This window comes from Nonomuraea thailandensis (assembly GCF_024172165.1).
GTDB classification, from domain to species: Bacteria; Actinomycetota; Actinomycetes; order Streptosporangiales; family Streptosporangiaceae; genus Nonomuraea; species Nonomuraea thailandensis.
Window position 1 is genome coordinate 12,137,393 of record NZ_JAMZEB010000002.1, and the last position, 25,569, is coordinate 12,162,961.

A 25,569-nucleotide genomic window follows, 5' to 3' on the forward strand; every position below is an offset into this window, starting at 1 on the left:
CGCCGCATTTGCTCCGAACAAGCCCGGGCAACGCCGGCGCGGCCGCACCTTCGAGGGCCGTGGAGGTGGAAACGCTGAGGAAACATCGCCCCCTATTGCATCTCCCATCGAACGACGTTCATCCGACGGTTTCTTCGACGAGGAGAGCTTCATGCGACGACGAGTCCTCAGCGCGCTGGTCACGGCGCCGTTCGCACTCACCCTGGTCCTGACCGGCTGCGGCTCGGGCGACAGCGGCGGCTCGGACGTGGCCTCGGTGACCGGCACCGGCACCGGCAACCAGGCCGCCAGCGCCAAGCCGAGCGAGGATCCGCAGGCCAAGGGCCTCAAGTTCGCCCAGTGCATGCGCGAGAACGGCATCGACATGCCGGACCCCGACCCCAGCGGCAGGGTGATGATGAAGTTCGACAAGAACACGCCGCAGGAGAAGGTCCAGGCGGCCCAGGAGGCGTGCAAGCAGTACGCCCCGAGCGGCACCCGTCAGGGCGGCGGCGACCCCAAGCAGGCCGAGAACATGCGCAAGCTCGCCCAGTGCATGCGCGACAACGGCGTCGAGGCCTACCCCGACCCCGAGGGCAACATGATGCGCCTCACCCCCGAGGTCGGCGAGGACCCCGACTTCAAGGCCGCCCAGGAGAAGTGCCAGAAGGAGTCCGCTGAGGCCGGCATGGGAGGTTCTTGATGGGCCCAATGACGGACAGGACCACCGTCGACGGCAGGGCGGAGCCGGAGGCCACGCCCGCCCGGCAGCGCCGCCGCCGCGGCAGGGGCAGGCTGGTGGCCGGGCTCCTGATCGCGGTGGCGGCGGCGGGCGGCGGGTTCGTCGCGGTCAACAGCACGGGCCTGCTGGAGGGCGGCGCCGGCCCGACCAGGTCGGCCAGCGCCCTGCCCCCGGCCACCGCCACGGTGTCCAGGCAGACCCTGAACGACACGAGAGACGCCGACGGCGAGCTCGGTTACGGCCCGGTGACCACGGCCGTGAGCCGGGCGCCCGGCACGATCACCTGGCTGCCCGAGAGCGGGGCGACGGTCACGCGCGGGAAGTCGCTGTACCGGCTCGACAACGACCCCGTCACGCTCATGTACGGCGACACGCCCGCCTACCGCGACCTGAAGATCGGCACGGAGGGCAAGGACGTCGAGAACCTGGAGCGCAACCTGGACAAGCTCGGCTACGACGGCTTCACGGTGGACGACGAGTTCACCTACGACACCTACGAGGCCGTCCTGGAATGGCAGGAGGACCGCGGGCTGGACGAGACCGGCGTCGTCAAGCTGGGCCAGGTCGTCTTCGCCGACGGCAAGGTGCGCGTGGAGAGCGTCGAGGCCGAGGAGGGCCAGCCGGCCCAGCCGGGCCAGAAGGTGCTGACGTACACGGGCACGTCCAAGGTGATCACGGTGCAGCTCGAGGCCGAGGACCAGCGGATGGCCAGGAAGGGCGCCAAGGTCGAGGTCACGCTGCCGGACGGCAAGAGCGTGAAGGGCAAGGTCACCGAGGTGGCCACGGTCATCGTGCCCGGCGAGGGGCAGGAGGAGCCGGACACGCGGGTGGAGGCGCTGGTCTCGATCGGGAGCGCCAAGTCGGCCAAGGGGCTGGACAAGGCGTCGGTGGACGTGACGTTCACGGCGTCGCAGCGCAAGAACGTGCTGACGGTGCCGGTGGCGGCGCTGGTGGCGCTGCAGGAGGGCGGGTTCGGCCTGGAGGTCGTCGAAGGCGGTGGCTCCAGGTACGTCGCCGTCGAGACGGGGCTGTTCGCCGGGGGCAAGGTCGAGGTCTCGGGTGACGGGCTGAGTGAGGGCATGACCGTGGGGATGCCGAAATGACGTACCCCATGATCGCTCTGACGGACGTGTCGAGGACGTACCCGGGCGGGGTGGCGGCGCTGAAGTCGGTGTCGCTGCGGATCGGCCACGGCGAGCTGGTGGCCATCGTGGGCCCGTCCGGGTCGGGCAAGTCGACCATGCTGAACGTCGTCGGCACCCTCGACCGGCCGACGTCGGGCACCATCCAGATCGACGGCTACGACGTCTCGAAGCTGTCGGACAACCAGCTCTCGGCGCTGCGGGCGACCACGATCGGGTTCGTCTTCCAGTCCTTCCACCTGGCCGCGAAGGTCCCGGCGCTGGACAACGTGGCCGACGGCCTGGTCTACACAGGCCTGAGCAGGGCCGAGCGCCGCCGCCGCGCGGCCGGCGCGCTCAAGCGGGTGGGGCTGGAGCACCGCATGGACCACGAGCCGCACGAGCTGTCGGGCGGTGAACGGCAGCGCGTGGCCATCGCCAGGGCCGTGGCGGGCGACCCGCCGCTGCTCCTGGCCGACGAGCCCACCGGGGCCCTGGACTCGGTCTCGGGCACGGGGGTGATGGAGCTGCTGCACGAGCTGAACGCGGCCGGCACCACCATCGTGATCATCACGCACGACCGGGAGATCGCGGCCAGCCTGCCCCGGCAGGTGCGGATGCGCGACGGCGAGATCATCTCCGACTCGGCGCGAGAGCCGGTAGGGCCCGTGGAATCCGGGGTGGCGTGATGACGGCCATCGAGCGGCCCGTCGAGCGGCCACGGTTGTTCCCGGCCCGGATGCGGTCGGCCGACGTGATGCGGGTGGGCGCGGTCGGCCTGCGGACGCGCCCGCTGCGGGCGTTCCTGTCCGCGCTGGGCATCGCCATCGGCATCGCGGCCATGGTGGGCGTGGTCGGGCTGTCGTCCTCCTCGGGGGCCGAGCTCGACCGCCAGCTCTCCGCGCTGGGCACGAACCTGCTCACCCTCTCGGCGGGATCCACGATCACGGGCGAGGCCGCCCAGATGCCGAAGGACGCGGAGGCGATGATCGAGCGCATCGGGCCGGTCGAGGGGGTCTCGTCCATCGGCAAGGTGGGCGAGGCCAAGGTCTACCGCTCGGAGCAGATCCCGGAGGCCCAGACGGGCGGGCTCACCGCGTACGCGGCCCGCCTCGACCTGCCCGCCACCGTGGGCGCGACCCTGCGGGGCGGAGCCTGGCTGAACGCGGCCACCGAGCGTTACCCCGCCGCCGTGATCGGCTCGCTGACCGCTCAGCGGCTCGGCATCGGCGCGGCGGGCCCGGACACCCAGATCGTCGTGGGCGGCGTGCGGTTCACGGTCGTCGGCATCCTGGAGCCGGTCGCGCTGGCCACGGAGCTGGACAGCGGCGTGCTGGTCGGCTGGCCGGTGGCGGAGGAGCGGCTGGGCTTCGACGGCCACCCGACCACCCTCTACACCCGCTCGGAGGAGTCCAGGCTGGAGTCCGTACGGCAGGTGCTGGCGGGCACGGCCAACCCCGAGGCGCCGAACGAGGTGGACATCTCCCGCCCGTCCGACGCCCTGGCCGCCAAGCAGGCCACCAGCCAGGCGTTCGCCAACCTGCTCCTGGGCGTCGGCGCGGTGGCCCTGCTCGTGGGCGGGGTCGGCGTGGCCAACACGATGGTCATCTCGGTCCTGGAACGCCGCGCGGAGATCGGCCTGCGCCGTTCGCTGGGGGCGACCAGGGGGCAGATCAGGACGCAGTTCCTGGCCGAGTCGCTGCTCCTGTCGGCGCTGGGGGGCACCGGCGGCGTCCTGCTGGGGACGGGGGTGACGATGGGGTACGCGCTCTACAGCGGCTGGCCCTCGGTGGTCCCGGCCTGGGCCACGGTCGGCGGCCTCGCGGCCACCCTGCTCATCGGCGCCGTCGCAGGCCTCTACCCGGCCATCCGTGCCTCCCGCCTGTCCCCGACCGAGGCCCTGTCCACGCCGTAACCACGGCCGGGGGCCGCAGGAAGCCGCGCAGCCGCGGGAAGCAGCCGACAGGAAGATGGGCAGTCACGGGACGGTGGGCAGCCGCAGGTAGCCGAGCAGCGAGCCGGGTAGCCGCAGGGGGGCGGCTACCCGGCCGCGTAACAGGTCGTCTTGCCCACCACCCGCACCCCTGCCCTCTCCCCGGACAGCACGGTCAGCTCGAACTCCAGCCGCGTCGTGGGATGGCGCAGCACCGCCACACCCTGCTCGTCGTCGCGCAGGTCGAGATCGTCGACGACCTTGTCGTACCCGAGCGTCCGCAACCGCGCCAGCAGCCCGTCCGCCGCGTCGGCCAGCTCGCTCTCCGCCTGGACGAAATGCCGTAGCTGCCCTGGCACGCAGGTGTCGTCATCGGCCCGCCGCAAGGACGTCAGCCGCAGCTCCGAGGCCCTGATCAGCGCGTCGGCGTCGGCATCGAGCCGCCTCGTGGCCGCTTCCAGGGTGGGCAGCTCGGACGCGGTGGCGCACGCCGTGACCGCCGCGACACAGATGAGCATCGCGGACAGAGCGTGTCGGCGGGCGCGCACGAATGGACCCTATCGAAGATCACCGTGAGCTAACGAGTGAATCACGCAAAAAGCACGGCGGCGCCAGCTCGCATCGGCATAAACCGGTCCTTTTAGGGCAGATGGCCAGACTGTACGGCAGTCCGCCCCCACGGAGCCGGATGACCTTCGAAACAGCTGACCGAGCACGCGTCACCCTCGTCGCGCACCCCTTCGGCCTGCGCATCACCGGCGAGATCGACCGCGGCAACCGTCACCTGCTCGCCGGCGCCCTCGGCTGGGCCCTGCTGGCGGGCAGCCACGACATCCGGCTCGACCTGTCCGGCCTGACCTTCATCGACGTGGCGGGCCTGCGCCTCGTCATCGTCGCCGCCGCCCGATTACCCGCGGACCGCGAGCTGATCCTCGACCCGATCTCGCCCGCGGTCCGCCGCGTCCTCGCCCTGACCGGCTGGGAGCAGGCTCCCGGCCTGCGCGTATGCCTCTGACCCAGGTCAGGGCCGCCAGCGTCGCTGGTCCGTGTCCTTCTCGTACGGCTGCGCGTCCGGATACGTCAGCAGCTCCACCGTCCCGCCCCAGGGCATCCGGCAGTAGGCGAACCGGTTGCCCTCGCCCGACTCGGGCCCCGGCAGCGGCACCGGCTCCGACAGCCGGATCCCGCCCGCCTCCGCGACCAGCCGCAACGCCTCGTCCAGGTCGTCCACGTACAGGGCGACATGCTGCCACCCCAGGTCGCACGGCAACGCGGCCCCGCCCTGCCGCGGCCCGCTGAACTCGAACAGCTCGATCCCCGGCCCGTTCGGCAGGCGCAGCATGCGCACCGCGACCTCCGCCGTGCCCTGAGGCACCCCGAGCCGCCGCTCGGTCGCCCAGCCGCCCTTGGGGCCCTGCGCGCGGGGAAGGGTGTCGTAGAGCACTTCGGCGCCGAACGCGCGGGCGAAGAACTCCGTGGCCGTGTCGAGGTCGGGCACCGTCACCCCGACGTGGTCGATGCCGCGGACGGTCATGCGCTGCCTCCTGTTCTGGCCAGGGCGTCGAGCTTGCGCTCGATGCGGTCGAGCCGGGTACGCAGCTCCGCCACGTCACCCCGCTCGGCGTTCTCCTCGTCGGGCCGCAGCCTGACGAGCACGGCGCCGCCGGGCTCCAGCCGCACCAGGCTCGTGTCGGCCACGCTCGTACCGCCTCTGAGCTGGATCGCCACGTCGACGTCGGCCTGCCGCACGCCCAGCCGCCGCAGCGCCGCGGGCAGGTAGCCGCCGTCGCGGGCCAGCACGATCGGGCTGCCCTCGACCAGCCTGCCGACCGCCGGCACCGTCGCCGCCAGCCGCACCACGACCGCGTTCACCGCCATCAGGATCACCAGCCCGGCCAGGCCGCCGGCCAGCGAGTTGTCAGGCCCGATGATCGCGTTCTGCACGACGTTGCTCATCAGCAGCATGACCACGAAGTCGAAGTTGTTGAGCTGGGCGATGCCCCGCTTGCCGCCGATGCGCAGCAGCGCCGCCACGGTCACGTACACCGCGACGGTCCTGATGGCCTTGTCGGCGAGGGAGACCCCGCTGTGGAACAGGTCGTCGATCATGTACGGCCGCCACGGAGCCTCCCGATCAGGCCCAGCTCGTCCACGCACCGGCCCAGCCCCAGCGCCACGCACTCCAGCGGGCGCTCGGCCCTGCGCACGGGCATGCACAGCGTCTCCCGCAGCCGCCGCCCGAGCCCGCGCAGCAACGCCCCGCCGCCGGCCAGCACCGCGCCGTGCTCCCCGAGGTCGGCGGCCAGCTCGGCCGGGCAGCGCTCCACCGTCTCCATCGCCGCCCGCGCGATCGACTCGACCGGCTGCCCGGTGGCCTCGAAGAGGTGCTGGACGGCCAGCCGCAGCTCCCGCTCGCGGCCGGTGCCGGGATCGCGGGCCCGCACGACGACGTGCCCGTCGTGCGCGTGCCGCTTGGCCGACTCGGCCTCGTGGTCGTCGAGCTGCAGCCCGTGCTCGCGCTCCACGAAGCGCACGATGGCCCTGTTCACGGCCTGCCCGCCGTACGGCACCGCGCCGGTCGCCACCACGGACTCGCCGGACAACACGGCGATCCGCGCGGCGTCGAGGCCGATGTCGATCACCATGCGCCCGGTGCGGTCGGCGGGTGAGATGCCCGCGCCGAGCGCCACGGCCAGCGCGTGCGGGACCAGGCGCACGGTCCTGGCGTCCGCCTCGTACGCGATGTCCTGCAGCGCCTCGCGGTCGATCGGCGTGAAGTCGGCGGGCAGCGCCATGACCAGGCGCGGCCTGGCGTACGGATGCCAGTGCACCTTGCGCAGGAAGTGCCGGATCATGCGCCGGGCGAGCTCGGCGTCGGCGGGCAGCCCGCCGCTGACAGGCCGGTGCGTGCGCCCGCCGGAGTCGGCGACCGCCTCCGCCCCGAAGCCGACGACCTTGCCCGTGCGGTCGTCGCACACGACGACCGAGGGCTCGTCGAGCACGATTCCCTTGCGTTTGACGTAGATCCGCGTGCTCGCCGCTCCCAGATCCATCGCCAGGTCACGACCGAGGAGTCTCATCGCGGGATTACTTTCCGGATCCGTTCCAACACAACACCACGAACGGAACGGATCCGCTTTACCTGTCAGTAGTGGAGTGTGATCGACTACGACCGCGAAGCCGGGTGTCACGACACGACCCGCGGCGGGCTTCCGCGCGCGATGGCTGCGGCCGAGCGGGAGGCGCGGTTCGCCGGTCACGGGCAGGGCGTTCGGGCGGTCCCGGCCCTGTCTTCCGCTTGCTGTCTCTCACTTCACAGTGAGCCCGGTTTCGCGTCATAAGCGGGGTCGTGCGAAGCTGTGACTGTCCCCAACACCATGGAGGTCCTCATGGCGGATACACCGGAGCCGGAAGTCAGCGAAACTCCCGAGGACGAGCTTAAGCGCAAGTTCCGCGAGGCGCTGGACCGCAAGCGCAACCAGCAGGCGGGATCGGGCGCGGGTGGCAGGGGCGGCGACCCATCCAAGATCCACGGGGCGCACGGTCCGGCTGCGAGCAAAAGATCGTTCAGGCGCAAGAGCGGCGGCTGAGGCTGGAATTCTGCGGGGGTACGGCGTGCCGTGCCCCCTTTTCCTTTACCTGGACAGGTAGATCTTTCGCCCGATTCGTGAAGAATCGTTTGCAGATGTCCGTTTCCGTGGCTACTGTAATCGCCATTACCAGCCGGTGACCCAGTCCTTACCCCAGAAGGACGGCCGGTTGGCGCCGAATCCCGAACCTTCGGGAACCGGGGAACCACCTTTGTTGGGGTGAATCCGGCTCCGTGCCGGTAGGGCAACTCCACCGCCCGAACCCGTCAGCTAACCCGGTAGGCGTGATGGAGAGGACAAGTCACCCCATGCATCAGCGCGTCGTACCCCCGGACCGCGTCTTGACGGGCGCCTCCTGAGCGGCCCCCTTCCCCAAAGGCTCGTATCTTGCGCTCCGCGTAGCGACCTCGCGGCGCTCTGCCCCGCTGCGCCCCTCATCCCCTGAGTGCAACCTCCCTGTCCCCCAGTGAAGGGTTTGCTTCTTCATGTCTGCCCGCTTTGGCCTGCGTTCCCTCGCCGTGCTGACCGCCTCCACCCTGTGCGCGCTGAGCGTCGCCGGCACCGCCGCCCACGCCGACACCGACACCGACACCGACGGTGAGAAGATCCTGCTCAAGGGCTCGACCACGGCCTCGTACTTCTGGGACGACGCCTCCGGCCGCGCCGGTGACACGGGCCTGCCGGCCAGTGGCAAGCCGATGCAGAAGGGGCTGGCCGCCAGCCCGAGCTGGCCGCTGCTGACCGAGGGTTACGTGGTCTACAAGGGCAAGAAGATGCCCTTCTTCGTGGGTGACCGCGGGCCGGGCACCCCCTCCAACCGCGGCATCATGCTCGACCTCGACGCCAAGACGTTCGCCGAGCTGACCGGCGGCGAGTTCAACTCCAGCACGCTGGGCGTGGACGGCATCGGCGGCCAGGGCCACATCGAGGTCGACTACGTCATCACCAAGTGGGGCGACGGCGTGGGCAAGAAGAACTACCCGGTGCCGTTCTCGACCGGCGCCTGGTCCGAGCGCGACCGCAACCCGGCGACCCCGCCGCAGCCCGAGGAGGACTCCTCCGCCGCGGGCGGCAGCCTCCCCGAGGCTCCCGCGGCCGAGCCGGAGGAGTCCGGCGTGGTCACCGGCGCGCTGATGGCCGGCGTGCTCTCCGCGGCGGGCGGCGGCGTGCTGCTCGGCGGCGAGCGCCTGCGCACGCTCCTCAAGCGCTGACCGCACTCCTCGACCCGTCGTCCGGCCTTTACGCGGCGAGCACCAGAATGTCATTCTGGTCGTCGTGACCACCCGCGCAGCCGTGAACGGCATCGACATCGCCTACGAGAGCTTCGGCTCCCCCTCCGGGCGCCCGCTGCTCCTCATCATGGGGCTCGGCGCCCAGCTCATCCAGTGGGACGAGGGGCTCTGCGAGCTCCTCGCCGAGCAGGGACACCACGTCGTACGGTTCGACAACCGCGACGCCGGCCTGTCCACGCACTTCCACGAGCACGGCGTGCCCGCGAGGGGAGCCGCGCCGCCTTATCTGCTGGACGACCTGGCCGACGACACCGCGGCCCTCATGGACGTGCTCGGCTGGCCGGCCGCCCACGTCGTGGGCGCCTCGATGGGCGGCATGGTCGCCCAGACACTGGCCATCCGGCACCCCGGGCGGGTGCTGACGCTGACCTCCATCATGTCCACGCCCGGCCCCTCCGTGGCCCCTCCCACGGAGGCCGCCGCCGCGATCCTGATGGGCAGGCCCGCCGAGGGCCGCGAGGCGGTGCTGGAGCAGGCGGTGCTGACCTGGTCGACCATCGGCTCGCCGGGGTACGAGCTGGACCAGGAGCGGATCAAGGCGATGGCCGGGCTGGCCTACGACCGCTGCTTCGACCCGGCGGGCACGGCCAGGCAGCTCGCCGCGATCATGGCCTCGGGCGACCGTACGGAGTTGCTCGCCCAGGTCAAGGTGCCCGCGCTCGTGCTGCACGGTGAGGCGGACCCGCTCGTCCCGGTGGTGGGCGGCAGGGCCACGGCCGCGGCCATCCCGGGGGCGCGGCTGGTGACGTACCCGGGGATGGGGCACGACCTGCCGCGCGAGCTCTGGCCGGCCTTCGTCGCCGAGATCACCAAGCTGACCTCGGCCTGACGCCGCCGGTGGCCCGCCCCTCGCGGGGGCCGGGCCACCGGAACGCGCGTCAGACCTCCAGCTTCTCCTCGATGCCCCGGAGTTGGTGGCGGGCCAGCGCCAGGTTGGCGCGGTTGCGGTCGAGCGCCAGGTACAGGAACAGGCCCTTGCCGCTGCGCCCGGTGATCGGGCGGATGATGTGGTACTGGCCGCTCAGCGTGATCAGGATGTCCTCGATGGCGTCCTTGAGACCCAGCGAGTCCATCGTGCGCAGCTTGGCCTTGACCACTTCGGTGTTGCCGGCCGCGGCGATCTGCAGGTCCAGATCCTTGGAGCCGCCGAGCGCGCCGAGCGCCATGCCGCTGCCGTGATCGACGATCGCCGCTCCGATGGAGCCGTCGATGGTCATCATCTCCTTGAGAGACACGTCCATGCCGGCCATGCCCTTGCTCCTTTCGTCAGTGCTTACGTGATGAGACGGCGGCCACGGCGGCAGCCGTCTTCCTGCCCTCCAGCCTCAGCAGCCCGACGTTCGCGCCGGGTCCGGCCAGGACCGTGAGGACGATGGTGGGGCCGGCGGCGTAGAAGGCCGTGAAGCCGGCGGTGCCGGAGATGAGCGTCTCCTCGAGCGCTCCCTGGCCGGTGATGACGAGCATCCGCCTGCTCATCGCGAGCAGCGCCGCCGACAGGGCCGCCGCCTGCTCGCCCGACTCCCCGGGCAGGTCGCAGGCGAGCTGCAGGCCGTCCACGGTGCAGGCGACGCTGCCCTGGACGTCCGGGGTGCGCTCGCGCAGGAGCGCCATCTCCTCCAGGACCTCTTGTCGTAGCTCCACAGGTGGCCTCCTCCTGAGTGAGGGGAACCTCACGACAGCTCCTCGAGCGCCTTCTTCAGCCGCATCAGCAGCGCCAGATCGGTCGGGTCACCCGTCACGGGCGGGCCCAGCGGCTGGGCCTGCGCCTGCGGGTCGTGCGGCGGACGCTCGCCGGGCTTGCGCCGCTGGGGCAGGTCGGGCGCGGCGAGCAGCCCCGAGGCGGCCAGCCGGCGCACCGCCAGCAGCACCGGGTACGCCGGCCGGCCGATCTGCTTGGCCAGCTCCAGCGGGGTCGCCTTCTGGTCGGCCCTGACGATGACCTCCCACTGGACGCGGCTCAGCGTCACCCCGTGGCCGGGCAGCCGTGGCAGCGGCCGCACCGGGAGGGTGTCCACGTCGGCGGAGGGCCAGATCTCGGCGAGCTGCGTCCGCCGCCGCGCGCACTCCCGCACCAGCCCCGGCACGTCGAAGAACCACTGCCCGCCCAGCCAGTGCCGCTCCCCGGGGCGGAACTTGGGGCGCGCCCCGCTGACCGGCAGCAGGAAGAAGGCCGCGTCCAGGACGCCGCCGAGCACCGCGTACTGCAGCTCGCCCTGCGTGAGCGGCCCCTCGGCGAGCAGCCGCTCGCAGCCGCCGTCGGTCGGCAGCCGCCGCAGCGCCGCCTCGCTCATCAGCCCTCTGGCCGCGAGCAGCCGCTCCACGCTGGGGGCCTGGGCGCACTCCATGTACGTCACGCGCCCGTCGGAAAGGAAGATCGTGCCGCTCCTGCCCACCTGGAGCGCGCCGGTGGAGCGCTCGCGGGCGAGCCCGGCCAGGAGTGTGTCCAGCTTCGTCATGGGTCACGTCGCGAACCGGCTGGAGATGGACCGCAGTCGGTGCCTGGCCAGGGCGAGGTTGGATCGTTCCAGGTCAAGGCGTACGTAGATGACCAGCGGCCCCTCGAACACCGTCTCCAGCAGCCGCAGCAGATGGTGGCCCTTGTCCGTGGTGACGAGCATGTCGTCGATCCGGATGACGTCGCCAGGACAGGTGCGGGCCAGGCCGTCGGTGGTGGCGCGCAGGGCTTCGGTCAGCGCGGCGGCCGACCGGTCGGCGTCCACGCCCACGGCCGTGCTGAAGGCCACCGCCATGCCGCTCGTGTGGTCCACCAGCATGGCGTCCAGCGCGCCCGGTATGGACATGACCTCCGCCAGGCAGCCGTCGATTCCCAGCACGTGACCTCCCTCACCGTGGTGGAACGCAGACAGCGTAGGGCGAAGGGGGCAACCTCACGTGACGGCCGGTCATGGGCGTGGAGGTTTTATACGGCCGTGGAGTAGAAAAACACCACTACTACGGAGAAACGTACGATTTATGAGAACTTCTCGCGGCAGCGCATGATCTCGGCGACATTTCGCTCAGCCCAGTCGGCCACCACGGAGATCGGCCCGTGCAGCGAGCGCCCGAGCTCCGTCAGCGTGTACTCCACCCGCGGCGGCACCTCCGCGAACACCTCCCGCGTCACCAGCCCGTCCTGCTCCATGGCGCGCAGCGTCTGGGTCAGCACCTTGGGCGTGACCCCGCCGATCCGGGTCCTGAGCTGGGTGAAGCGCATGGGCCCGCCGTCGAGGCAGAGCAGCACCAGCGCCGACCACTTGTCGCCGATCCGGTCCAGGACCACCCTGGTCGGGCAATTGGGGTCGAAGACATCGCCGGTATCCATGAGGTACTTATAGCACGATGAAGTAACCAGTATCCGATGGATACTCTTGGCCGCATGAAGATCCTTCTCTTCGGCGCGACCGGCATGGTCGGCAGCCGCATCGCCACCGAGCTCCGCGACCGCGGCCACGAGGTCACCGGCCTCAGCCGCAAGGGCCCCGACAAGGGCGACGTCCACGACACCGCCGCGCTGGCCGAGGGCCACGACGTGATCGTCTCCGCGATCGCCCCGCCGCGCGACGGCACCGAGCCCGAGCCGCCCTTCCTGGCGGCCTACCGCGCGCTCATCGACGGCGCGCGGGCGTCAGGGGTGCGGCGGGTGGTCGTCGTGGGCGGCGCGGGCAGCCTCCAGGTCGCCCCGGGCCAGGACCTCGTCGACACGCCGGACTTCCCGGAGGTCTACAAGAAGGAGGCGCTGGCCGGCCGCTCGCTGCTGCGCCTGTTCCGGGAGGTCGAGGACCTCGACTGGACGTTCGTCTCCCCGGCCGCGCAGATCGCGCCGGGGGAGCGCACCGGGGTGTTCAGGCTCGGCGGCGACCTGCTGATGACCGACTCCGAGGGCCGCAGCTTCATCACCGCCGAGGACTTCGCCGTCGCGATCGCCGACGAGGTGGACAAGAACGCCCACCTCCGGCAGCGCGTCTGCGTGGCCTACTGATCGGCCTCCTCGGGCAGCAGCGCCCGCTCGTCGGGCTTGTGCACCAGCACGTTGTCCACGTACGACTTCACCGCCTCGGCCAGCCCGACGTCGGCGCCCTCCTGCTCCGACAGGAACCAGCGGTGATCCAGGAGCTCGTGGAAGAGCTGCGCGGGCTCCAGCTTCCCGCGCAGCTCGGCGGGGATGGCGTCCACGGTCGGCTGGAACACCTCGGCCAGCCACCGGTGCGCCACGATCGCCTCGTCCTCGTGCCGCAGCCCCTTGGCCACCCGGAAGCCGTCGAGGTCGTTGAGCAGCCGCCGCGCCTGGTTCTCCTCGACGTCGAGGCCGGTCAGGCGGAGCAGCCGCCGCTGGTGGTGGCCGGCGTCCACGACCTTGGGGCGGACGATCAGGCGGCCCGTGCCGACCTTGCGCCGCACCATCATCTCGGCCACGTCGAAGCCCAGCAGGTTCAGGCGCCTGATGCGCTGCTCGACGCGGTGCCAGTCCACCTCCTCGATGATCTCGCTCTCGTTGATCTCGTTCCACAGGCGGTGGTAGCGGGCGACGATGTCCTCGGCGGTCTCCATGGGGTCGATCGACGGGTGCAGCAGCCCGCCGGCCTCCAGGTCGAGCATCTCGCCGAAGATGTTCGTGTGCGCGTTGTCGATGTCGGTCAGCCGCTGGCCCTCGCTGATCATCGGGTGCATCTCGCCGGTCTCGGCGTCCACCAGGTAGGCCGCGAACGCCCCCGCGTCGCGCCGGAACAGCGTGTTGGACAGCGAGCAGTCGCCCCAGTAGAACCCGTTCAGGTGCAGCCGCACCAGCAGCACGGCCAGCGCGTCCAGCAGGCGGGTCAGCGTGTCGGGGCGCAGGGTGCCCGACATGACCGCGCGGTAGGGCAGCGAGAACTGCAGGTGCCGGGTGATCAGGGCCGCGTCCAACCCGTCCTCGCGGCCGGTGACGTACGCGACCGGCTCCACGGCCGGGGCGTCCAGCCTGGCCAAATCCCACAGGAGCTGGTACTCCCGCTTGGCGTAGCGCTCGCTGATCTCCTTGATCGCGTACACCTTGCCGGACAGCCGGGCGAAGCGCACCACGTGCCGCGAGATGCCGCGAGGCAGATCGACCAGATGGTGTTGCGGCCAGTCTTCGAGAGGGGTCTCCCAGGGGAGGCGGATCAGGTCAGGGTCGCCTAGCGCGCCAGTGATCTGCAGGGGCATTTGCTCAGGATATGGTGCATCGGTGGACGAGTTTCTCAAGTGGTACTTTTCCGACCGTCCGGTGGTCGCCGCCTCGCTAGGGGCCGACGGTTACGATCACACTCTCGGCGATTTCACCGCCTCCGCCTGGCAGGCCCGCGAGCGCGAGCAGGTGCTCTGGCTCGACCGCCTGTCCGCCGCCGAGGCACCCACCCTGGACGACGCGATCGACAGAGATCTCGTCCTGTCGCAGCTCAGAGGCTCGATCGCGCTCGCGTCCTGGCCCGAGTGGCGGCGCGACCCGAGCGTCTACCTCGGCGCGATCTTCACCTCCATGTACGCGCCGTTCCAGCGCCGGCTCAAGCCCGAGCCCGAGCTGGTCGCCTCGGCGCTGCTCCGCCTGGCCGAGGTGCCCGGCGTGCTGGCCGCCTGCCGCGCGAACCTGGACCCCGACCTGGCCGCCCCCCTGCTGATCCAGCGCGGGCTCGGCCAGGCGCGCACCGGCCGCAACTTCCTGACCCGCACGATCCCGTCCATGGTCGAGGACGAGAGCCTGCGCGCCGACCTGGCCGCGGCCGCCGAGCCGGCCGCGCGGGCGTTCGACGAGCTCGTCACCTTCCTCGACGGCTTCGAGTGCGGCGGCACCTGGCGGATGGGGGAGCGGCTCTACTCCACGCTGCTGCGCGAGCGCGAGCTCCTCGGGTACGGCGCCGCCGAGCTGCACGAGAAGGGCAAGGCCGCCTGGGCGGAGCTGGACACGCGCATGCGCGAGGTGGCGCTCCAGGTCAACGGCACCCAGGACTGGCGGGCCGCCATGGAGCAGCTCATGGACGACCACCCGCCGACGCTGGCCGACATGCGCGCCGAGTACGAGGCCGAGACGCTGCGGGCGCGCGAGTTCGTCAGGGAGCGGGACCTGGTGACGTTCGCCGACGGCGAGGAGTGCCACGTGCTGCCGTCGGCCGAGTACACCCGCCCGGTCCTGTCCGTCGCCCACTACCTGGCGCCGCCGCCCCTCAGCGCGTCGCGGACGGGCATCTTCTTCGTGCCGTACACGCCGGACGACTTCAGTCCCGAGCAGGTGCGCCAGCGGCTGCGCACGAACTCGCGGGCCCAGATGCCCTCGATCGCCGTGCACGAGGCCTACCCCGGCCACCACTGGCACCTGTCGTACATGGCGGGCAACCCGCGTACGGCCAGGAAGGTCTTCAGGACGCCGTACTTCACCGAGGGCTGGGCCCTGTACGTGGAGAAGATGCTGCACGAGCAGGGTTACTTCGACACCCCTGCCACCGAGCTGGCCCACCTCGACTGCCGCGTCTTCCGCGCCGCCCGCATCGTCGTGGACACCGCGCTGCACTGCGAGGACATGACGATCGAGGAGGCCGAGACGTTCATGGCCACCAAGGCGTCGCTGTCGCCCGGCACGGCGCAGGGCGAGGTGAACCGCTACTGCGCCTGGCCCACGCAGGCGCCCTCCTACCTCACGGGCGCGATCGAGATCGACCGCATCCGGGAGTCGTTCCAGGGCTCGCTCAAGGAGTTCCACGACCGGATCGCCGGATCGGGCGGGCTCCCGCTCGGGCTGGCCGAGCAGGCCGCGCTCCCCTCATAGCGGCGGGAGGTTGAGCGCCCGCTCGACCACGGCGGCGAGCTGCTCCTCCGTCAGGATGTTCGGCTTGCCGACGCTCAGCCCCCGCACGTACACCTCGCACAGCCACTCCAGCAGGCGGGTGCCCTCGAACGCCTCCTCCAGCGTCGCCCCGATGGTGACCCCGCCGTGGTTGGCCATCAGGGCGGCCCGCCTGCCCTCCAGCGCCTCGCGCACGTTCGCGGCCAGCTCAGGAGTGCCGTACGTGGCGTACTCGGCCACCTTCACCACCCCGCCGAGCATCAAGGCGTTGTAGTGCACGGGCGGCAGCTCGGTCATCGTCGTGGCCACCACCGTCCCGAACACGGAGTGCGTGTGCACGATCGCCCGCGCGTCGGTGGTCTGATAGATGGCCAGGTGCATCGGCGTCTCGCTGGACGGCCGCAGCTCGCCCGCCACCCGCCTGCCGGTCGTCAGATCCACGACCGGGCACATCTCGGGCGTCAGCCGGTCCAGAGCGGCGCCCGACGGCGTCACCGTCACCAGGTCGCCCTCCCGCACGCTGAGGTTGCCCGAGGTGCCGATGACCAGGCCGAGCTCGACGGCTCGCCGGCCGTACTCGCACAACTGCTCGCGAATGCTCATGCGCGTGAGGCTACAGCCGTTCCAGCGCCTGCAGCATCAGGCGTTCGACGACGTCCCTGCCCAGCCGGTCGGGGTAGAGCAGGAGGTGCAGGCTGAGGCCGTCCACCAGGGCGAGCAGCCGCTCGGTCACGTCGTCCAGGTCGTCGTCCCCCGCCAGCTCCCCGGCCTCCCGCGCCTGCCCCAGCAGCTCCCGCACGGCGGCCCGCAACTCGCCCGCCTCCGCCCGCTGCACCTCGGCCAGCCGCTCGGCGGCCAGGCTCCGGCTCCAGAAGCTCACCTCCAGCCGCGTCTCCCCGGCCCGCTCGTCGTCCAGCGGCAGGTTGTCCAGCAGCACCTCGCGCAGCGCCGCCAGCCCCGTCATCCCCGCCACCTTGCCCGTCAGCCGGCCCCGGATGCGCCGGTGCGACTGCCGCAACGCCGACAGCAGGATCTCGTCCTTGTCGGCGAAGTAGTGCGCCAGCACGCCGTTGGAGTAGCCCGCCTCCTTCGCGATGGCCCGGGTGGTGGCGGCGTCGATGCCGTCCCTGACGATCACCCTGCTGGCCGCCGACAGCACCTCGCGCCTGCGCTCATCATGATCAACGATCTTCGGCATCGCCCACCTCTTGACGTTTTATTCGGACGTCTGTCTATTTAAGACCATGACCGTCGTCACAGTCGGCGTCCACATCGTCGACATCCTCGCCAGACCCGTCGATCACATCCCGCAGGGCCAGGACACGGTGCTGGTCGACCAGATCCGCCTCACCGCGGCCGGAGCCGCCGCCGGGACCGCCGTCGACCTGGTCAAGCTGGGCAACGAGGTGGTCACCATGGGCGCGATCGGCGACGACGAGCTCGGCGACTTCCTGCTGATGATCCTGGCCAAGCGCGGCGTGGACATCTCCCGCCTGGTACGCAGGGCGGGCGAGCAGACGGCGGCCTCCATCCTGCCCATCCGGCCCGACGGCGGCCGCCCCAGCTTCCACGTCCCCGGCGCGAACCTCGGCGTGACGCCCGCCGACCTCGACCAGGGCCTGCTCCGCTCGGCCCGCGCCATCCACCTGGGCGGCATGGACGTCACGTTCGGCCTCGGCGACCCGGCCTTCTTCGCGCTGCTGGACGAGGCCCGCGCGGCCGGCGCCGTCATCACGATGGACCTGCTGTCGGAGATGCCCGACCTGCTCGGCATGGCCCGCGCGTTCCTCCCGCACGTGGACTACGTCCTGCCGAACGAGTCCCAGGCCCTGCTCATGACCGGCGCCGCGGACGTCGAGACCGCCGCCCGCACCCTGCTGGCCGACGGCCCGCGCGGCGTGCTGGTCACGCTCGGCGCCGCCGGCAGCCTGGTGGTCACCGAGGCCGGCGCGCGGCACGTGCCGGCGCTCAAGACGGACGTCTCCGACACCACGGGCTGCGGCGACGCCTACTGCGCGGGTTTCCTCACCGGCCTCCTGCACGACCAGGACGTGCCGACGGCCGCCCGCTGGGGCACGGCCGCCGCCGCCCGCGTCGCCACCGGCCTCGGCTCCGACGCCGGCCTCACCGACCTCCCCTCCACCCTCGACCTCCTCACTTAGGACCCAGCTTCATGACCACAGACGCCGACCTCCGCCAGCGCGCCGCGAAAGTCGTCCCCGGCGGCATGTACGGCCACCTCAACGCCGCCATCTTCGCCCCCGGCTACCCCCAGTTCTTCGAACGCGGCGAGGGCTGCCGCCAGTGGGACGTCGACGGCCGCTCCTACATCGACTTCATGTGCAGCTGGGGCCCCGTCGTGCTCGGCCACCGGCACCCGCGCGTCGAGGAGGCCGCCGCCCGCCAGGCCGCGCTCGGCGACTGCCTCAACGGCCCTGGCGCGATCATGGTGGAGCTGGCCGAGCTGCTGGTGGACACCGTGCCGAGCGCCGACTGGGCGATGTTCTCCAAGAACGGCACGGACGCCACCACGCAGGCCCTCATGGTCGCCAGGGCCGCGACGGGCCGCACGAAGGTGCTGATGGCGCACGGGGCGTACCACGGGGCGGACCCGTGGTGCACGCCGTCCCCGGCGGGGACGACGCCGAACGAGCGGGCCGACCTGGTGGAGTTCGCCTACAACTCCCTGGAGTCCCTGGAGGCCGCGGCGGCGACCGTCGAGGGCGACGTGGCCGCGATCATCGTCACCCCGTTCAAGCACGACTCGTTCGAGGACCAGGAGCTGGTGGAGCCCGCCTTCGCGCGCGGCGCCCGCGCGCTGGCCGACCGCCTCGGGGCGGCGCTGGTGATCGACGACGTGCGGGCCGGCTTCCGCATCGACCTGCGGGGCTCCTGGGAGCCGTACGGCGTCCGCCCCGACCTGACGGCCTGGTCCAAGGCCATGGCCAACGGCTACCCGATCGCCGCCGTCACCGGCACCGACGCCCTGCGCGGCCCCGCCCAGACGCTGTACTCGACCGGCTCGTTCTGGTTCTCCGCGGTGGCCATGGCCGCGGCCAAGGCCACCATCGAGACCCTCAGGGACGAGGACGGCATCGGCGCCATGGAACGGGCGGGCTCGCAACTGCGCGAGGGCCTGCACGCCCAGGCCAAGGCCCACGGCTTCGTGGTGAACCAGACGGGCCCCGTGACGATCCCGTGGCTCAGCTTCGACGGCGACGCGGACCTGTCGGTGGCCATGCACTGGAGCGACGCCTGCCTGCGCCACGGGGTCTACATCCATCCCTGGCACAACTGGTTCATGTCGGCGGCCCACACCGAGGCGGACGTGGCGGCGGCCCTGGAGGGCACCGACCGGGCCTTCGCCGAGACGCGGGCCCACTTCGGCTGACCCGGGCGACCGCTCAGTGGCCGAGGAGGTGGCGGTAGCGCCGGGCGGCGGCGACGGTCTCCCGGCCCACCTGCTCGAAGAACTCGCTCATGGCGCGCATCCTGGCGCCGGCCGGTGACGAGCGGCCGAGCGCCTCGGCGCCCTGGCGGGCGACCTCGGCGATGTCGGTGTTGAAGCGGGCGCTGGCCAGGAGCGAGCGGTACCAGATCTCGTTGTCGACGACGTAGCGGTCACGTCGCCGCCGCTCGTCCCGCTCGCGGCCGATCAGGCTCATGCCTTCGAGCTCGGCGACCGCCTTGGAGACGGACGCCGGGCTCACTCGCAGGCGCCGGACGAGGTCGGCGGCGGTGAGGCCGCCGCTGTCGGTGAGGCAGAGGCAGGCCAGCACCCGTGAGGACATCCTCGTCAGCCCGGAGGCGACGAGGACCCCGGTGAGCCTGTCCTCCGTCTCGCGGATCCCGGCCGGCGCGGCCTCCGGCGCCGGGGCCGCCCTGGGGCGCTGACGCCGGGCGCGCTCGCGCGTCGCCTCGTGCGCCTGCTCCGGGCGGTAGACGCCCGCGCCGCCGTTGCGGTTCACCTCGCGGCTGACCGTGGACGTCGGCCTGCCCAGCCGCCGGGAGATCTCGGCGAACCCGAGGCCCTCCGCCAGGCCCTGCGCGATCGTTTCGCGATCCTCAAGCGTCAACCGGCCTTCGGGCATCCGCCGCCCCCTCCTCGGTCGCTTGCATTCAACCACAGTCAGCGCAACGACTGTTGCGTTCACCGCCATAGCCAGCGCAACAATGTATTTCACCTGCGCATTTATCGTTGACTGATTCGCAAACGCAACGTAGCGTTTCCGGCCTGAGAAACACATGCGCGGAGGGAGACAGACCATGGCGGACAACGAGGCGGTGCGGCGCGTACTGGACGAGGCGGTGTCCACGGGCGTGACGCCGGGCATCGTCGTCGAGGTCCTGCGGGACGGCGCCCGCTGGTTCGCCTCCGCGGGCAAGGCCGACCTCGCCACCGGCCGCGAGCGCCGGCCGGGAGAGCTGTTCAGGATCGGCAGCGCCGCCAAGGCGTTCACCGCCGCCACCGTGCTCAAGCTCGCCGGCGAAGGCGTGCTCGGCCTCGGCGACACGGTGCACAAGTGGCTGCCCGGCCTGCTCGACGGCAGCCCCTACGACGGCCGCGCGATCACGTTACGGCAGCTGCTCAACCAGACCAGCGGCCTCTACAACTTCAGCATGGACCCCGGCTTCTTCGCCTCCGGCCAGGGCGAGGCCTGGTACGAACGCCGGTTCACGACCTTCACCCCGGAGGAGCTGGTGCGGATCGCGCTGCGCCATCCGCCCGTCAACCCGCCCGGCCAGGCGTTCCGGTACTCCAACACGCAGTACTACCTGGCCGCGATGATGGTGGAGCGGGCGACCGGCGAGCCGTACGGGGAGGTGCTCGACCGGCTCGTCCTGCGGCCGCTGGAGCTGACCGGCACGTCGCTGCCGACCACGCGGACGCTCATCCCCGGGCCGCATCCTGTGCACTACTCCAGGCTGTACGTGGACGACCCGGCGGCGCCGCTGCACGACGCCAGCGAGTCGAACACCACGACCGGCTGGAGCGCGGGCGGCATGATCTCCTCGACCGGTGACCTGCTCACGTTCTTCTCGGCCCTGCTCTCCGGCCGGCTGTTCGGCCCGGCGCAGCTCGCGGAGATGTACACCACCGTGCCGACCGACGGCTCCGGCTGGCTGCCCGGCACCCGCTACGGGCTCGGGGTGTGGGTGGAGCAGAAGCTCGGCAGCGGCGTGCACGTGTGGGGCAACGGCGGCGCGGACTACGGCACGTTCACTCTCGTCCTGGGCAGCCGTGACGGCACGCACCTGGTCGCCTGCCACGTGAACACCGACTGGTCCCCCGAGGCCTACGCGACGTTCCTGGCCGTTCTCGACCTCGAGTTCGGCTGGCCGGCGGCGACCCGATAGCGGCCCCCGGCCTCCACCGCGCCCAGCAACCGGGCGCTGGCCTCGAACAACGGCTCAGGGAGCCCGTCAGGCGAGAACCACCGCCACGACCGGAAGACGTGCGGCTCCGTCACCACCGGAGCCGCGGCGCCCGCCGCCATGCTCACCCCGGCCGTCACCCGCACCCCGCCCGCCGGATGATCCAGCACCACGGCGGTCACCCGGGGCGTCCCCGCGTCGTGGATGCCGGTCTCCTCCCGGAGCTCCCGCACGGCCGCCTCCTCGAAGCTCTCCCCGGGCTCGACGGCCCCTCCGGGCAGGCACCACGACGGCGGCTCCCCGGCCTTGACCCGCTCACCCAGCAGCACCCGCCCATCGGGGTCGACGAGCACCACACCCACTCCGATGACACGATCAACCCTCACGAAAGTTCCCTCCAACGCGTAATGCTCCCGACATCCCGGACATGGGGTTGAGTGTTGACCGCCCCGACTGAGGAGCCTAAGTGGGAGCAGATCCCGAGAGGCGCTTCGAGGAGCTCTACGCGTCCTCGTACCGTCCCCTGCTCGGGTACGCGTTGCGCCGTTGTCCGGACCTGGACGACGCGGCGGACGTCGTGGCCGAGACGTTCATGGTCGCCTGGCGCCGCATCGAGGCGGTCCCGCAGGGGGACGAGGCCAGGTTGTGGCTCTTCGGCGTGGCCAGGAAGGTGCTGGCCAACCACCGGCGCGGCGAGCGCCGCCACGAGCAGCGCACCGCCGCCCTGCGCGCGCAGCTCGCCGCCTCGCCGCTGGCGGCCGAGCCACCCGGCGAGGAGCTCTCCCGGCTCGGGCAGGTGTTCAGGGCCCTGCCCGAGGCGGACAGGGAGCTGCTCGCGCTGGTCGCCTGGGAGCGGCTGAGCCCGGGCGAGATCGCCAAGGTGCTCGGCACGTCGGCGAACGTCGTCCGGGTCAGGCTCTATCGCGCCCGCAGGCGGTTCGCCCGGCGGCTGACCGAGGCGGGCATCCACCACTCGCGCGCCGTCGCGTTCGAAGGGAGCAGGCTGTGAACATCGCCGATCTCGCCCGCGTACGGGACGAGGACCTGGCAGGAGAGCCCGCGGGGCAGGCGTCCGGGGAGGGGGCGCGGGCGCTGATGGAGTCGATCACGGCGACCGGGCGGGAGCCCGCCGGGCGCAGGCGGGTCCCGCCGCGGCGCAGTGTGGCGCGCAGTGTGGCGCGCGGGGTGGGGCTCGGGGTGGTGGCGGCCGGGCTGGCCGCCGCGCTCGTGGTCTGGACGCCGCTCGGCGGGCCGGCCACCGAGTACGCCAACGCCGCCGTCTCGCTGAGGACCGGCGAGGACTTCGTCGAGGTCCGGATCAACGACCCGGAGGCCGACGCCGCGACGTTCACCGAGGCGTTCCGCGCCGTCGGCCTGGACGCGGAGGTGCGCAAGGCCCCTGTCGCGCCGCAGGACGTGGGCAAGCTGGTCGGCCCGTACACCGAGGGGAAGTTCCCGCCGGGCACGGGCATCACCATCCACACGTATCAGGAGGGCTGCCGCTCCGCCTGGTGCGGCAGGGTCTCCATGCCCGTCGGCCTGACCGGGAAGGTCGTCTTCGGGATCGGCCGGCCCGCCGCGCCCGGAGAGCTCTGGTCCACGCCGGTGCAGGCCGACTTCTACGCCGATGGGGGAGTGGTCGGGGGCTACGACCCGCGTGGCAGGCCGGTGGGGCAGGTCAGGGACACCTACGAGCGGGCCGGGATCGAGAAGATCTCCTACGTGGTGATGTGGGTCGACCCGGATGGCAGCGGGAGCGGCTACGACGTCGACGTCGCGCACGTCAAGGACGACTGGCCCGTCGAGACCGCGTGGCGGATCGCGTCCGACGCCGTGGCCGTGCACGTCGCCGCTCCCGCCGACGTGCCGAAGGACTCACTCCCCAAGATCGACGGGCCGCGGCGGTCTCCCTGGTGGAAGGACTAGGAGCGCCGCCTCGACTCCTCCGCCGCCCAGGTGAAGACGCCCTTGGCCATGAGCGAGAGCTCGCCCGCCGCCCTGGCGGCGAAGACCTCCGCGCGGACGCGGTGCACGCCCGTGTCGTCCGGAGCCGCCAGGGCGGCCAGCTCCGCGAGGTGTCCCGCGAGCCGTTCGTCGCCGTCGGCGAGGGCCCGCAGCGCGGCGTCCGCGAGTGCGGCGGGGCCGCCCGCGAGTGCGGCCACGGACCTCGCCAGAACGGCCTCGGGCGCGGGTTTGAGATGGGCCGGATTTCCGTCGTACCAGCCGCCGTAGAGCCGCCACAGATTGCGTACGACGAATTCCGGCTCGTCATAGCGGGCACGCAGATAGGGCCGGTCGGAAAGGTGCTCCGGCGGCCGTACGGAATGCACGATCTCGTCGAGCCGGGCTCCGGAGTTGAGCAGTTCCAGGGTCTGCGTGACGAGCGAGTCAAGCCATTGTGCGGTCTCCAGCAGCGCCTGCCTGATGCGGTCGCGGCCGAAGATCGGAGCGCCGTGGCTGGGCAGCATGATCTCGGCGTCCATGGCCGCCATCAGCCGCAGCGCGTGCACCCATTCCCGGGGGTAGCGCTGCACCTTCTGCGGGTTCCCGCAGTTGGGCGTCACCCAGATGAACAGGTCGCCGGGCAGCAGCAGCCGGTGCTCGGGCACGTAGCCGATGGTCGCGTCGTCGGTCTCGCCCTTGGCGTGCACGAGGTCGAACGTCAGGTCGCCGCGCCTCACGGTCAGGGTGTCGGTGTAGGTCACGTCGGGGTGGCGGTAGGAGTCGGGCCAGCGCAGGTTCGGGGCCTGGAACTGCCGCTGATTGATCACCGAGTTATAGCCATTAGTCAACAAATATCGCTCGAAGCGCTCGACCACGGCTTTATGCGCGTAAATGGTTGCTCGATGGCCTTCCTCCTCGAACGGCGCGGTGCCGAAGACGTGGTCGATGTGCCCGTGTGAATAGATGGCGGTGGTCAACGGCGCCCGTGTCCACTTGCGCACGTCCTCGTGCAGCCGCGCCGCCGAGAACGGGCTGCTGGTGTCGAACAGCACCAGCTCGCCCCCGCTCTCGAAGGCGATGACGTTGCCGAAGCCCGACCACCAGCCCACTCCCTCGGTGACGGTCAGGACGCCCTTCCCCGTCATGCCCGCGTCGACGATGCTGTCGTCCGCCTCGCCCCGCCACACCTGGTCGGCGTACTCCTCGATCATGTGACCCACTCTGCTTCTAGAACGCCGTTCTAGGCAAGGCATCACGGCAAGGTCACGTCTCGATTGCGCCCTCTTGACGGCTGTCGGAACCCGTTCGTACGTTGCGGGGAATCGTTTAGGAAACTTTCCTAATTCAGGAGCCGCCATGACCCACCCGGGCGAGATCACCAGGCGCCAGCTGATACGCCGGATCGGCATGACCGCGTTCGTCGCCGGCCCCGGCGCGGGCCTGCTCAGCGCCTGCGCCACCGCCGGCGGCGGCGAGCCCTCGGCCGCCCCCGCCACCTCGCTCCCGGTCTCCGCCGATCCCGCGAACCCGTTCGGCGTGGACGCCGGGAAGCCGCTCGAAGTGGCCATCTTCAGCGGCGCGTACGGCGACTCCTACGCCAAGGACCTGCACGAGCAGCTCTACAAGAAGGCGTTCCCCGGCGTCGCGATCACCCACACGGCCACCCAGGAGATCGGCACCCAGCTCCGCCCCCGCCTGGTCGCCGGCGACCCGCCTGACGTGATCAACAACTCCGGCCCCAAGTCGATGGACCTGGCCGCCCTGGCCGCCGAGGGGCACCTGGCCGACCTGGCCCCCCTGTTCGACGCCCCCTCGATCGACGACCCCGCCAAGAAGGTGCGCGACACCGTCACGCCCGCCGTGCTCGTCAACGCCAACGTGACCGGCAAGGACCTGGTGCTGAACTACACCGTGTCGCACCGCGCGCTCTGGTACAACGCCGCGCTCTTCGCCGACAAGGGCTGGACGGTGCCGACGACCTGGGAGGAGTTCACCGCGCTCGGCGAGACGGCCAAGCGGGAGGGCATCCTGCTGTTCGCCTACCCGGGGCAGAAGGGCCCGTACTACCAGCTCTGGAACGTCCTCTACACCGCCGCGAAGATCGGCGGGAACCAGGTCATCCTCGACATCGACAACCTCGTCGACAACGCCTGGAACGCCGAGCCGATGAAGCGGGCGGTCACCGTCTGGGTGGACGTCCAGACCAGGTACGGCGACAAGGCGTACTTCGGCCTCGACCACACGCAGACCCAGATCAAGCAGCTCCAGAACAAGGTGCTGTTCTACCCGGTCGGCTCCTGGATCGAGAACGAGATGGCCAAGGACAAGCCGAAGGACTTCGAGTACGCCATCGCCCCGATCCCCGAGGTCACCGGCTCCGACAGGATGCCGTACGGCGCCATCCAGGTCGGCGTCGGCGAGAACTTCGTGGTCGCCGCCAAGGGCAAGAACCCGCAGGGCGGCCTGGAGTACCTGCGCATCATGCTCTCCAAGGAGGGCGCGCGCAGCTTCACGGAGAAGACCAGGAACGTCACGGTCGTCAACGGCGCCGCCGAGGGCGTCGACCTGCCCGCCGGCCTCCTGAGCGCCGCCCGCGCCCAGGACAAGGCCGGGCAGAACATCATCACCGAGGCGCGCTTCGAGGGCTGGTACAAGGAGCTCTTCGACTACGGCACCGAGCAGATCAACGTGGTCATGGCCGGCCGGATCACCCCCGAGGAGTTCTGCGCCAACCTGCAGAAGAAGGCCGACGCCGTCAAGCAGGACGAGGCGGTCACCAAGCAGACGCGGAGCCAGTGA

Annotated in this window: 31 protein-coding genes and 1 riboswitch; of the genes, 16 read left to right on the forward strand and 15 right to left on the reverse strand. The window is 71.4% G+C overall.

What is annotated here, in order from left to right; genetic code table 11:
* Positions 1 to 151: 151 nt before the first annotated feature.
* The 4 genes from HD597_RS60560 to HD597_RS60575 are packed head-to-tail and all read left to right on the forward strand — an operon-like array spanning position 152 to position 3,757.
* On the forward strand, positions 152 to 682 hold the full coding sequence (locus HD597_RS60560) for a hypothetical protein (protein WP_253758208.1): 531 nt from the start codon (positions 152 to 154) through the stop codon (positions 680 to 682).
* Between the two features lie 8 nt (positions 683 to 690).
* Complete coding sequence (locus HD597_RS60565) at positions 691 to 1,824, forward strand: efflux RND transporter periplasmic adaptor subunit (RefSeq protein WP_253758210.1); 1,134 nt, start codon at positions 691 to 693, stop codon at positions 1,822 to 1,824.
* An 8-nt stretch (positions 1,825 to 1,832) separates the two neighbouring features.
* Entirely contained in the window at positions 1,833 to 2,531 is a 699-nt protein-coding gene (locus HD597_RS60570; RefSeq protein ID WP_253758212.1) for an ABC transporter ATP-binding protein, read from the forward strand.
* Positions 2,531 to 3,757: an ABC transporter permease gene (locus tag HD597_RS60575; protein ID WP_253758214.1), complete on the forward strand. Its 1,227-nt coding sequence runs from the start codon at positions 2,531 to 2,533 to the stop codon at positions 3,755 to 3,757. Before HD597_RS60570 ends, HD597_RS60575 begins: the two co-directional genes overlap by 1 nt.
* A 125-nt stretch (positions 3,758 to 3,882) precedes the next feature.
* On the opposite strand, the gene HD597_RS60580 is transcribed toward HD597_RS60575, so the two are convergent.
* Positions 3,883 to 4,323: a hypothetical protein gene (locus HD597_RS60580; RefSeq protein ID WP_253758216.1), complete on the reverse strand. Its 441-nt coding sequence runs from the start codon at positions 4,321 to 4,323 to the stop codon at positions 3,883 to 3,885.
* 140 nt (positions 4,324 to 4,463) lie between these two features.
* On the opposite strand from HD597_RS60580, the gene HD597_RS60585 reads away from it, so the two are divergent.
* The gene (locus HD597_RS60585; protein WP_253758218.1) at positions 4,464 to 4,790 is read left to right on the forward strand and encodes an STAS domain-containing protein; all 327 of its coding nucleotides are present in this window, start codon (positions 4,464 to 4,466) and stop codon (positions 4,788 to 4,790) included.
* 6 nt (positions 4,791 to 4,796) lie between these two features.
* On the opposite strand, the gene HD597_RS60590 is transcribed toward HD597_RS60585, so the two are convergent.
* Genes HD597_RS60590 through HD597_RS60600 form a run of 3 tightly spaced genes read right to left on the reverse strand, consistent with a single transcriptional unit; the run spans position 4,797 to position 6,855 of the window.
* On the reverse strand, positions 4,797 to 5,309 hold the full coding sequence (locus tag HD597_RS60590) for a VOC family protein (protein ID WP_253758220.1): 513 nt from the start codon (positions 5,307 to 5,309) through the stop codon (positions 4,797 to 4,799).
* Positions 5,306 to 5,884, reverse strand: coding sequence for a DUF421 domain-containing protein (locus HD597_RS60595; RefSeq protein ID WP_253758222.1), 579 nt, complete (start codon positions 5,882 to 5,884; stop codon positions 5,306 to 5,308). Before HD597_RS60595 ends, HD597_RS60590 begins: the two co-directional genes overlap by 4 nt.
* Positions 5,881 to 6,855 (reverse strand): rod shape-determining protein, encoded by a 975-nt coding sequence (locus HD597_RS60600; RefSeq protein ID WP_253758223.1) that lies wholly within the window; start codon positions 6,853 to 6,855, stop codon positions 5,881 to 5,883. The genes HD597_RS60595 and HD597_RS60600 overlap by 4 nt, the downstream gene beginning before the upstream one ends.
* A gap of 309 nt (positions 6,856 to 7,164) precedes the next feature.
* Here HD597_RS60600 and HD597_RS60605 point away from each other — a divergent pair, with 309 nt between their 5' ends.
* From HD597_RS60605 to HD597_RS60615, 3 genes are all read left to right on the forward strand, one after another.
* A complete protein-coding gene (locus HD597_RS60605) occupies positions 7,165 to 7,365 on the forward strand; it encodes a DUF5302 domain-containing protein (protein WP_253758225.1) in 201 nt (66 codons plus the stop codon).
* Positions 7,366 to 7,528: 163 nt separating this feature from the next.
* Positions 7,529 to 7,665: riboswitch (cyclic di-AMP (ydaO/yuaA leader) on the forward strand.
* Between the two features lie 185 nt (positions 7,666 to 7,850).
* Entirely contained in the window at positions 7,851 to 8,576 is a 726-nt protein-coding gene (locus HD597_RS66395; protein ID WP_308210934.1) for a hypothetical protein, read from the forward strand.
* 64 nt (positions 8,577 to 8,640) lie between these two features.
* Positions 8,641 to 9,486, forward strand: a complete 846-nt coding sequence (locus tag HD597_RS60615; protein ID WP_253758227.1) for an alpha/beta fold hydrolase — start codon at positions 8,641 to 8,643, stop codon at positions 9,484 to 9,486.
* 49 nt (positions 9,487 to 9,535) lie between these two features.
* Here HD597_RS60615 and HD597_RS60620 read toward each other — a convergent pair whose 3' ends face one another.
* The 5 genes from HD597_RS60620 to HD597_RS60640 all read right to left on the reverse strand — a co-directional run bounded on the left by HD597_RS60620 (position 9,536) and on the right by HD597_RS60640 (position 11,979).
* Positions 9,536 to 9,907: a hypothetical protein gene (locus HD597_RS60620; protein ID WP_253758229.1), complete on the reverse strand. Its 372-nt coding sequence runs from the start codon at positions 9,905 to 9,907 to the stop codon at positions 9,536 to 9,538.
* A gap of 16 nt (positions 9,908 to 9,923) precedes the next feature.
* A complete protein-coding gene (locus HD597_RS60625) occupies positions 9,924 to 10,298 on the reverse strand; it encodes a roadblock/LC7 domain-containing protein (RefSeq protein ID WP_253758230.1) in 375 nt (124 codons plus the stop codon).
* Positions 10,299 to 10,327: 29 nt separating this feature from the next.
* Positions 10,328 to 11,113, reverse strand: coding sequence for a hypothetical protein (locus HD597_RS60630; RefSeq protein WP_253758231.1), 786 nt, complete (start codon positions 11,111 to 11,113; stop codon positions 10,328 to 10,330).
* A gap of 3 nt (positions 11,114 to 11,116) precedes the next feature.
* Positions 11,117 to 11,491 carry a roadblock/LC7 domain-containing protein gene (locus HD597_RS60635; RefSeq protein WP_253758232.1) on the reverse strand — a complete coding sequence of 125 codons (375 nt, stop codon included), beginning with the start codon at positions 11,489 to 11,491 and terminating at the stop codon, positions 11,117 to 11,119.
* 137 nt (positions 11,492 to 11,628) lie between these two features.
* A complete protein-coding gene (locus tag HD597_RS60640; RefSeq protein WP_253758233.1) occupies positions 11,629 to 11,979 on the reverse strand; it encodes a winged helix-turn-helix transcriptional regulator in 351 nt (116 codons plus the stop codon).
* Positions 11,980 to 12,033: 54 nt separating this feature from the next.
* Between HD597_RS60640 and HD597_RS60645 the strand changes: the two genes are divergently transcribed.
* Positions 12,034 to 12,636 (forward strand): NAD(P)-dependent oxidoreductase, encoded by a 603-nt coding sequence (locus HD597_RS60645; protein WP_253758234.1) that lies wholly within the window; start codon positions 12,034 to 12,036, stop codon positions 12,634 to 12,636.
* On the opposite strand, the gene HD597_RS60650 is transcribed toward HD597_RS60645, so the two are convergent.
* A complete protein-coding gene (locus HD597_RS60650) occupies positions 12,630 to 13,838 on the reverse strand; it encodes a DUF4032 domain-containing protein (protein ID WP_253758235.1) in 1,209 nt (402 codons plus the stop codon). The genes HD597_RS60645 and HD597_RS60650 overlap by 7 nt on opposite strands.
* A 22-nt stretch (positions 13,839 to 13,860) precedes the next feature.
* On the opposite strand from HD597_RS60650, the gene HD597_RS60655 reads away from it, so the two are divergent.
* Positions 13,861 to 15,432, forward strand: coding sequence for a DUF885 domain-containing protein (locus HD597_RS60655; RefSeq protein ID WP_253758236.1), 1,572 nt, complete (start codon positions 13,861 to 13,863; stop codon positions 15,430 to 15,432).
* On the opposite strand, the gene HD597_RS60660 is transcribed toward HD597_RS60655, so the two are convergent.
* Together HD597_RS60660 and HD597_RS60665 are read right to left on the reverse strand one after the other, a co-directional pair.
* Positions 15,427 to 16,053: a class II aldolase/adducin family protein gene (locus HD597_RS60660; protein ID WP_253758237.1), complete on the reverse strand. Its 627-nt coding sequence runs from the start codon at positions 16,051 to 16,053 to the stop codon at positions 15,427 to 15,429. The genes HD597_RS60655 and HD597_RS60660 overlap by 6 nt on opposite strands.
* Before the next feature lie 10 nt (positions 16,054 to 16,063).
* Entirely contained in the window at positions 16,064 to 16,648 is a 585-nt protein-coding gene (locus HD597_RS60665) for a TetR/AcrR family transcriptional regulator (protein ID WP_253758238.1), read from the reverse strand.
* Positions 16,649 to 16,694: 46 nt separating this feature from the next.
* On the opposite strand from HD597_RS60665, the gene HD597_RS60670 reads away from it, so the two are divergent.
* On the forward strand, positions 16,695 to 17,612 hold the full coding sequence (locus HD597_RS60670) for a carbohydrate kinase family protein (RefSeq protein ID WP_253758239.1): 918 nt from the start codon (positions 16,695 to 16,697) through the stop codon (positions 17,610 to 17,612).
* Between the two features lie 11 nt (positions 17,613 to 17,623).
* Positions 17,624 to 18,841: an aminotransferase class III-fold pyridoxal phosphate-dependent enzyme gene (locus HD597_RS60675; protein WP_253758240.1), complete on the forward strand. Its 1,218-nt coding sequence runs from the start codon at positions 17,624 to 17,626 to the stop codon at positions 18,839 to 18,841.
* A gap of 13 nt (positions 18,842 to 18,854) precedes the next feature.
* Here HD597_RS60675 and HD597_RS60680 read toward each other — a convergent pair whose 3' ends face one another.
* Positions 18,855 to 19,541 (reverse strand): helix-turn-helix domain-containing protein, encoded by a 687-nt coding sequence (locus tag HD597_RS60680; protein WP_425572271.1) that lies wholly within the window; start codon positions 19,539 to 19,541, stop codon positions 18,855 to 18,857.
* A gap of 175 nt (positions 19,542 to 19,716) precedes the next feature.
* Here HD597_RS60680 and HD597_RS60685 point away from each other — a divergent pair, with 175 nt between their 5' ends.
* Positions 19,717 to 20,808, forward strand: a complete 1,092-nt coding sequence (locus HD597_RS60685) for a serine hydrolase domain-containing protein (RefSeq protein ID WP_253758242.1) — start codon at positions 19,717 to 19,719, stop codon at positions 20,806 to 20,808.
* Here HD597_RS60685 and HD597_RS60690 read toward each other — a convergent pair.
* Positions 20,748 to 21,212 carry a nucleotide triphosphate diphosphatase NUDT15 gene (locus tag HD597_RS60690; protein ID WP_253758243.1) on the reverse strand — a complete coding sequence of 155 codons (465 nt, stop codon included), beginning with the start codon at positions 21,210 to 21,212 and terminating at the stop codon, positions 20,748 to 20,750. The two genes, HD597_RS60685 and HD597_RS60690, sit on opposite strands and share 61 nt — an antisense overlap.
* Before the next feature lie 80 nt (positions 21,213 to 21,292).
* Here HD597_RS60690 and HD597_RS60695 point away from each other — a divergent pair, with 80 nt between their 5' ends.
* Both HD597_RS60695 and HD597_RS60700 read left to right on the forward strand, forming a co-directional pair.
* On the forward strand, positions 21,293 to 21,835 hold the full coding sequence (locus HD597_RS60695; protein ID WP_253758244.1) for an RNA polymerase sigma factor: 543 nt from the start codon (positions 21,293 to 21,295) through the stop codon (positions 21,833 to 21,835).
* Entirely contained in the window at positions 21,832 to 22,752 is a 921-nt protein-coding gene (locus HD597_RS60700; RefSeq protein ID WP_253758245.1) for a hypothetical protein, read from the forward strand. The genes HD597_RS60695 and HD597_RS60700 overlap by 4 nt, the downstream gene beginning before the upstream one ends.
* Here the strand turns inward: HD597_RS60700 and HD597_RS60705 are convergent.
* The gene (locus HD597_RS60705) at positions 22,749 to 23,981 is read right to left on the reverse strand and encodes an alkyl sulfatase dimerization domain-containing protein (RefSeq protein WP_253758246.1); all 1,233 of its coding nucleotides are present in this window, start codon (positions 23,979 to 23,981) and stop codon (positions 22,749 to 22,751) included. The two genes, HD597_RS60700 and HD597_RS60705, sit on opposite strands and share 4 nt — an antisense overlap.
* A 145-nt stretch (positions 23,982 to 24,126) precedes the next feature.
* Here HD597_RS60705 and ngcE point away from each other — a divergent pair, with 145 nt between their 5' ends.
* Entirely contained in the window at positions 24,127 to 25,569 is a 1,443-nt protein-coding gene (gene ngcE, locus HD597_RS60710; RefSeq protein ID WP_253758247.1) for an N-acetylglucosamine/diacetylchitobiose ABC transporter substrate-binding protein, read from the forward strand.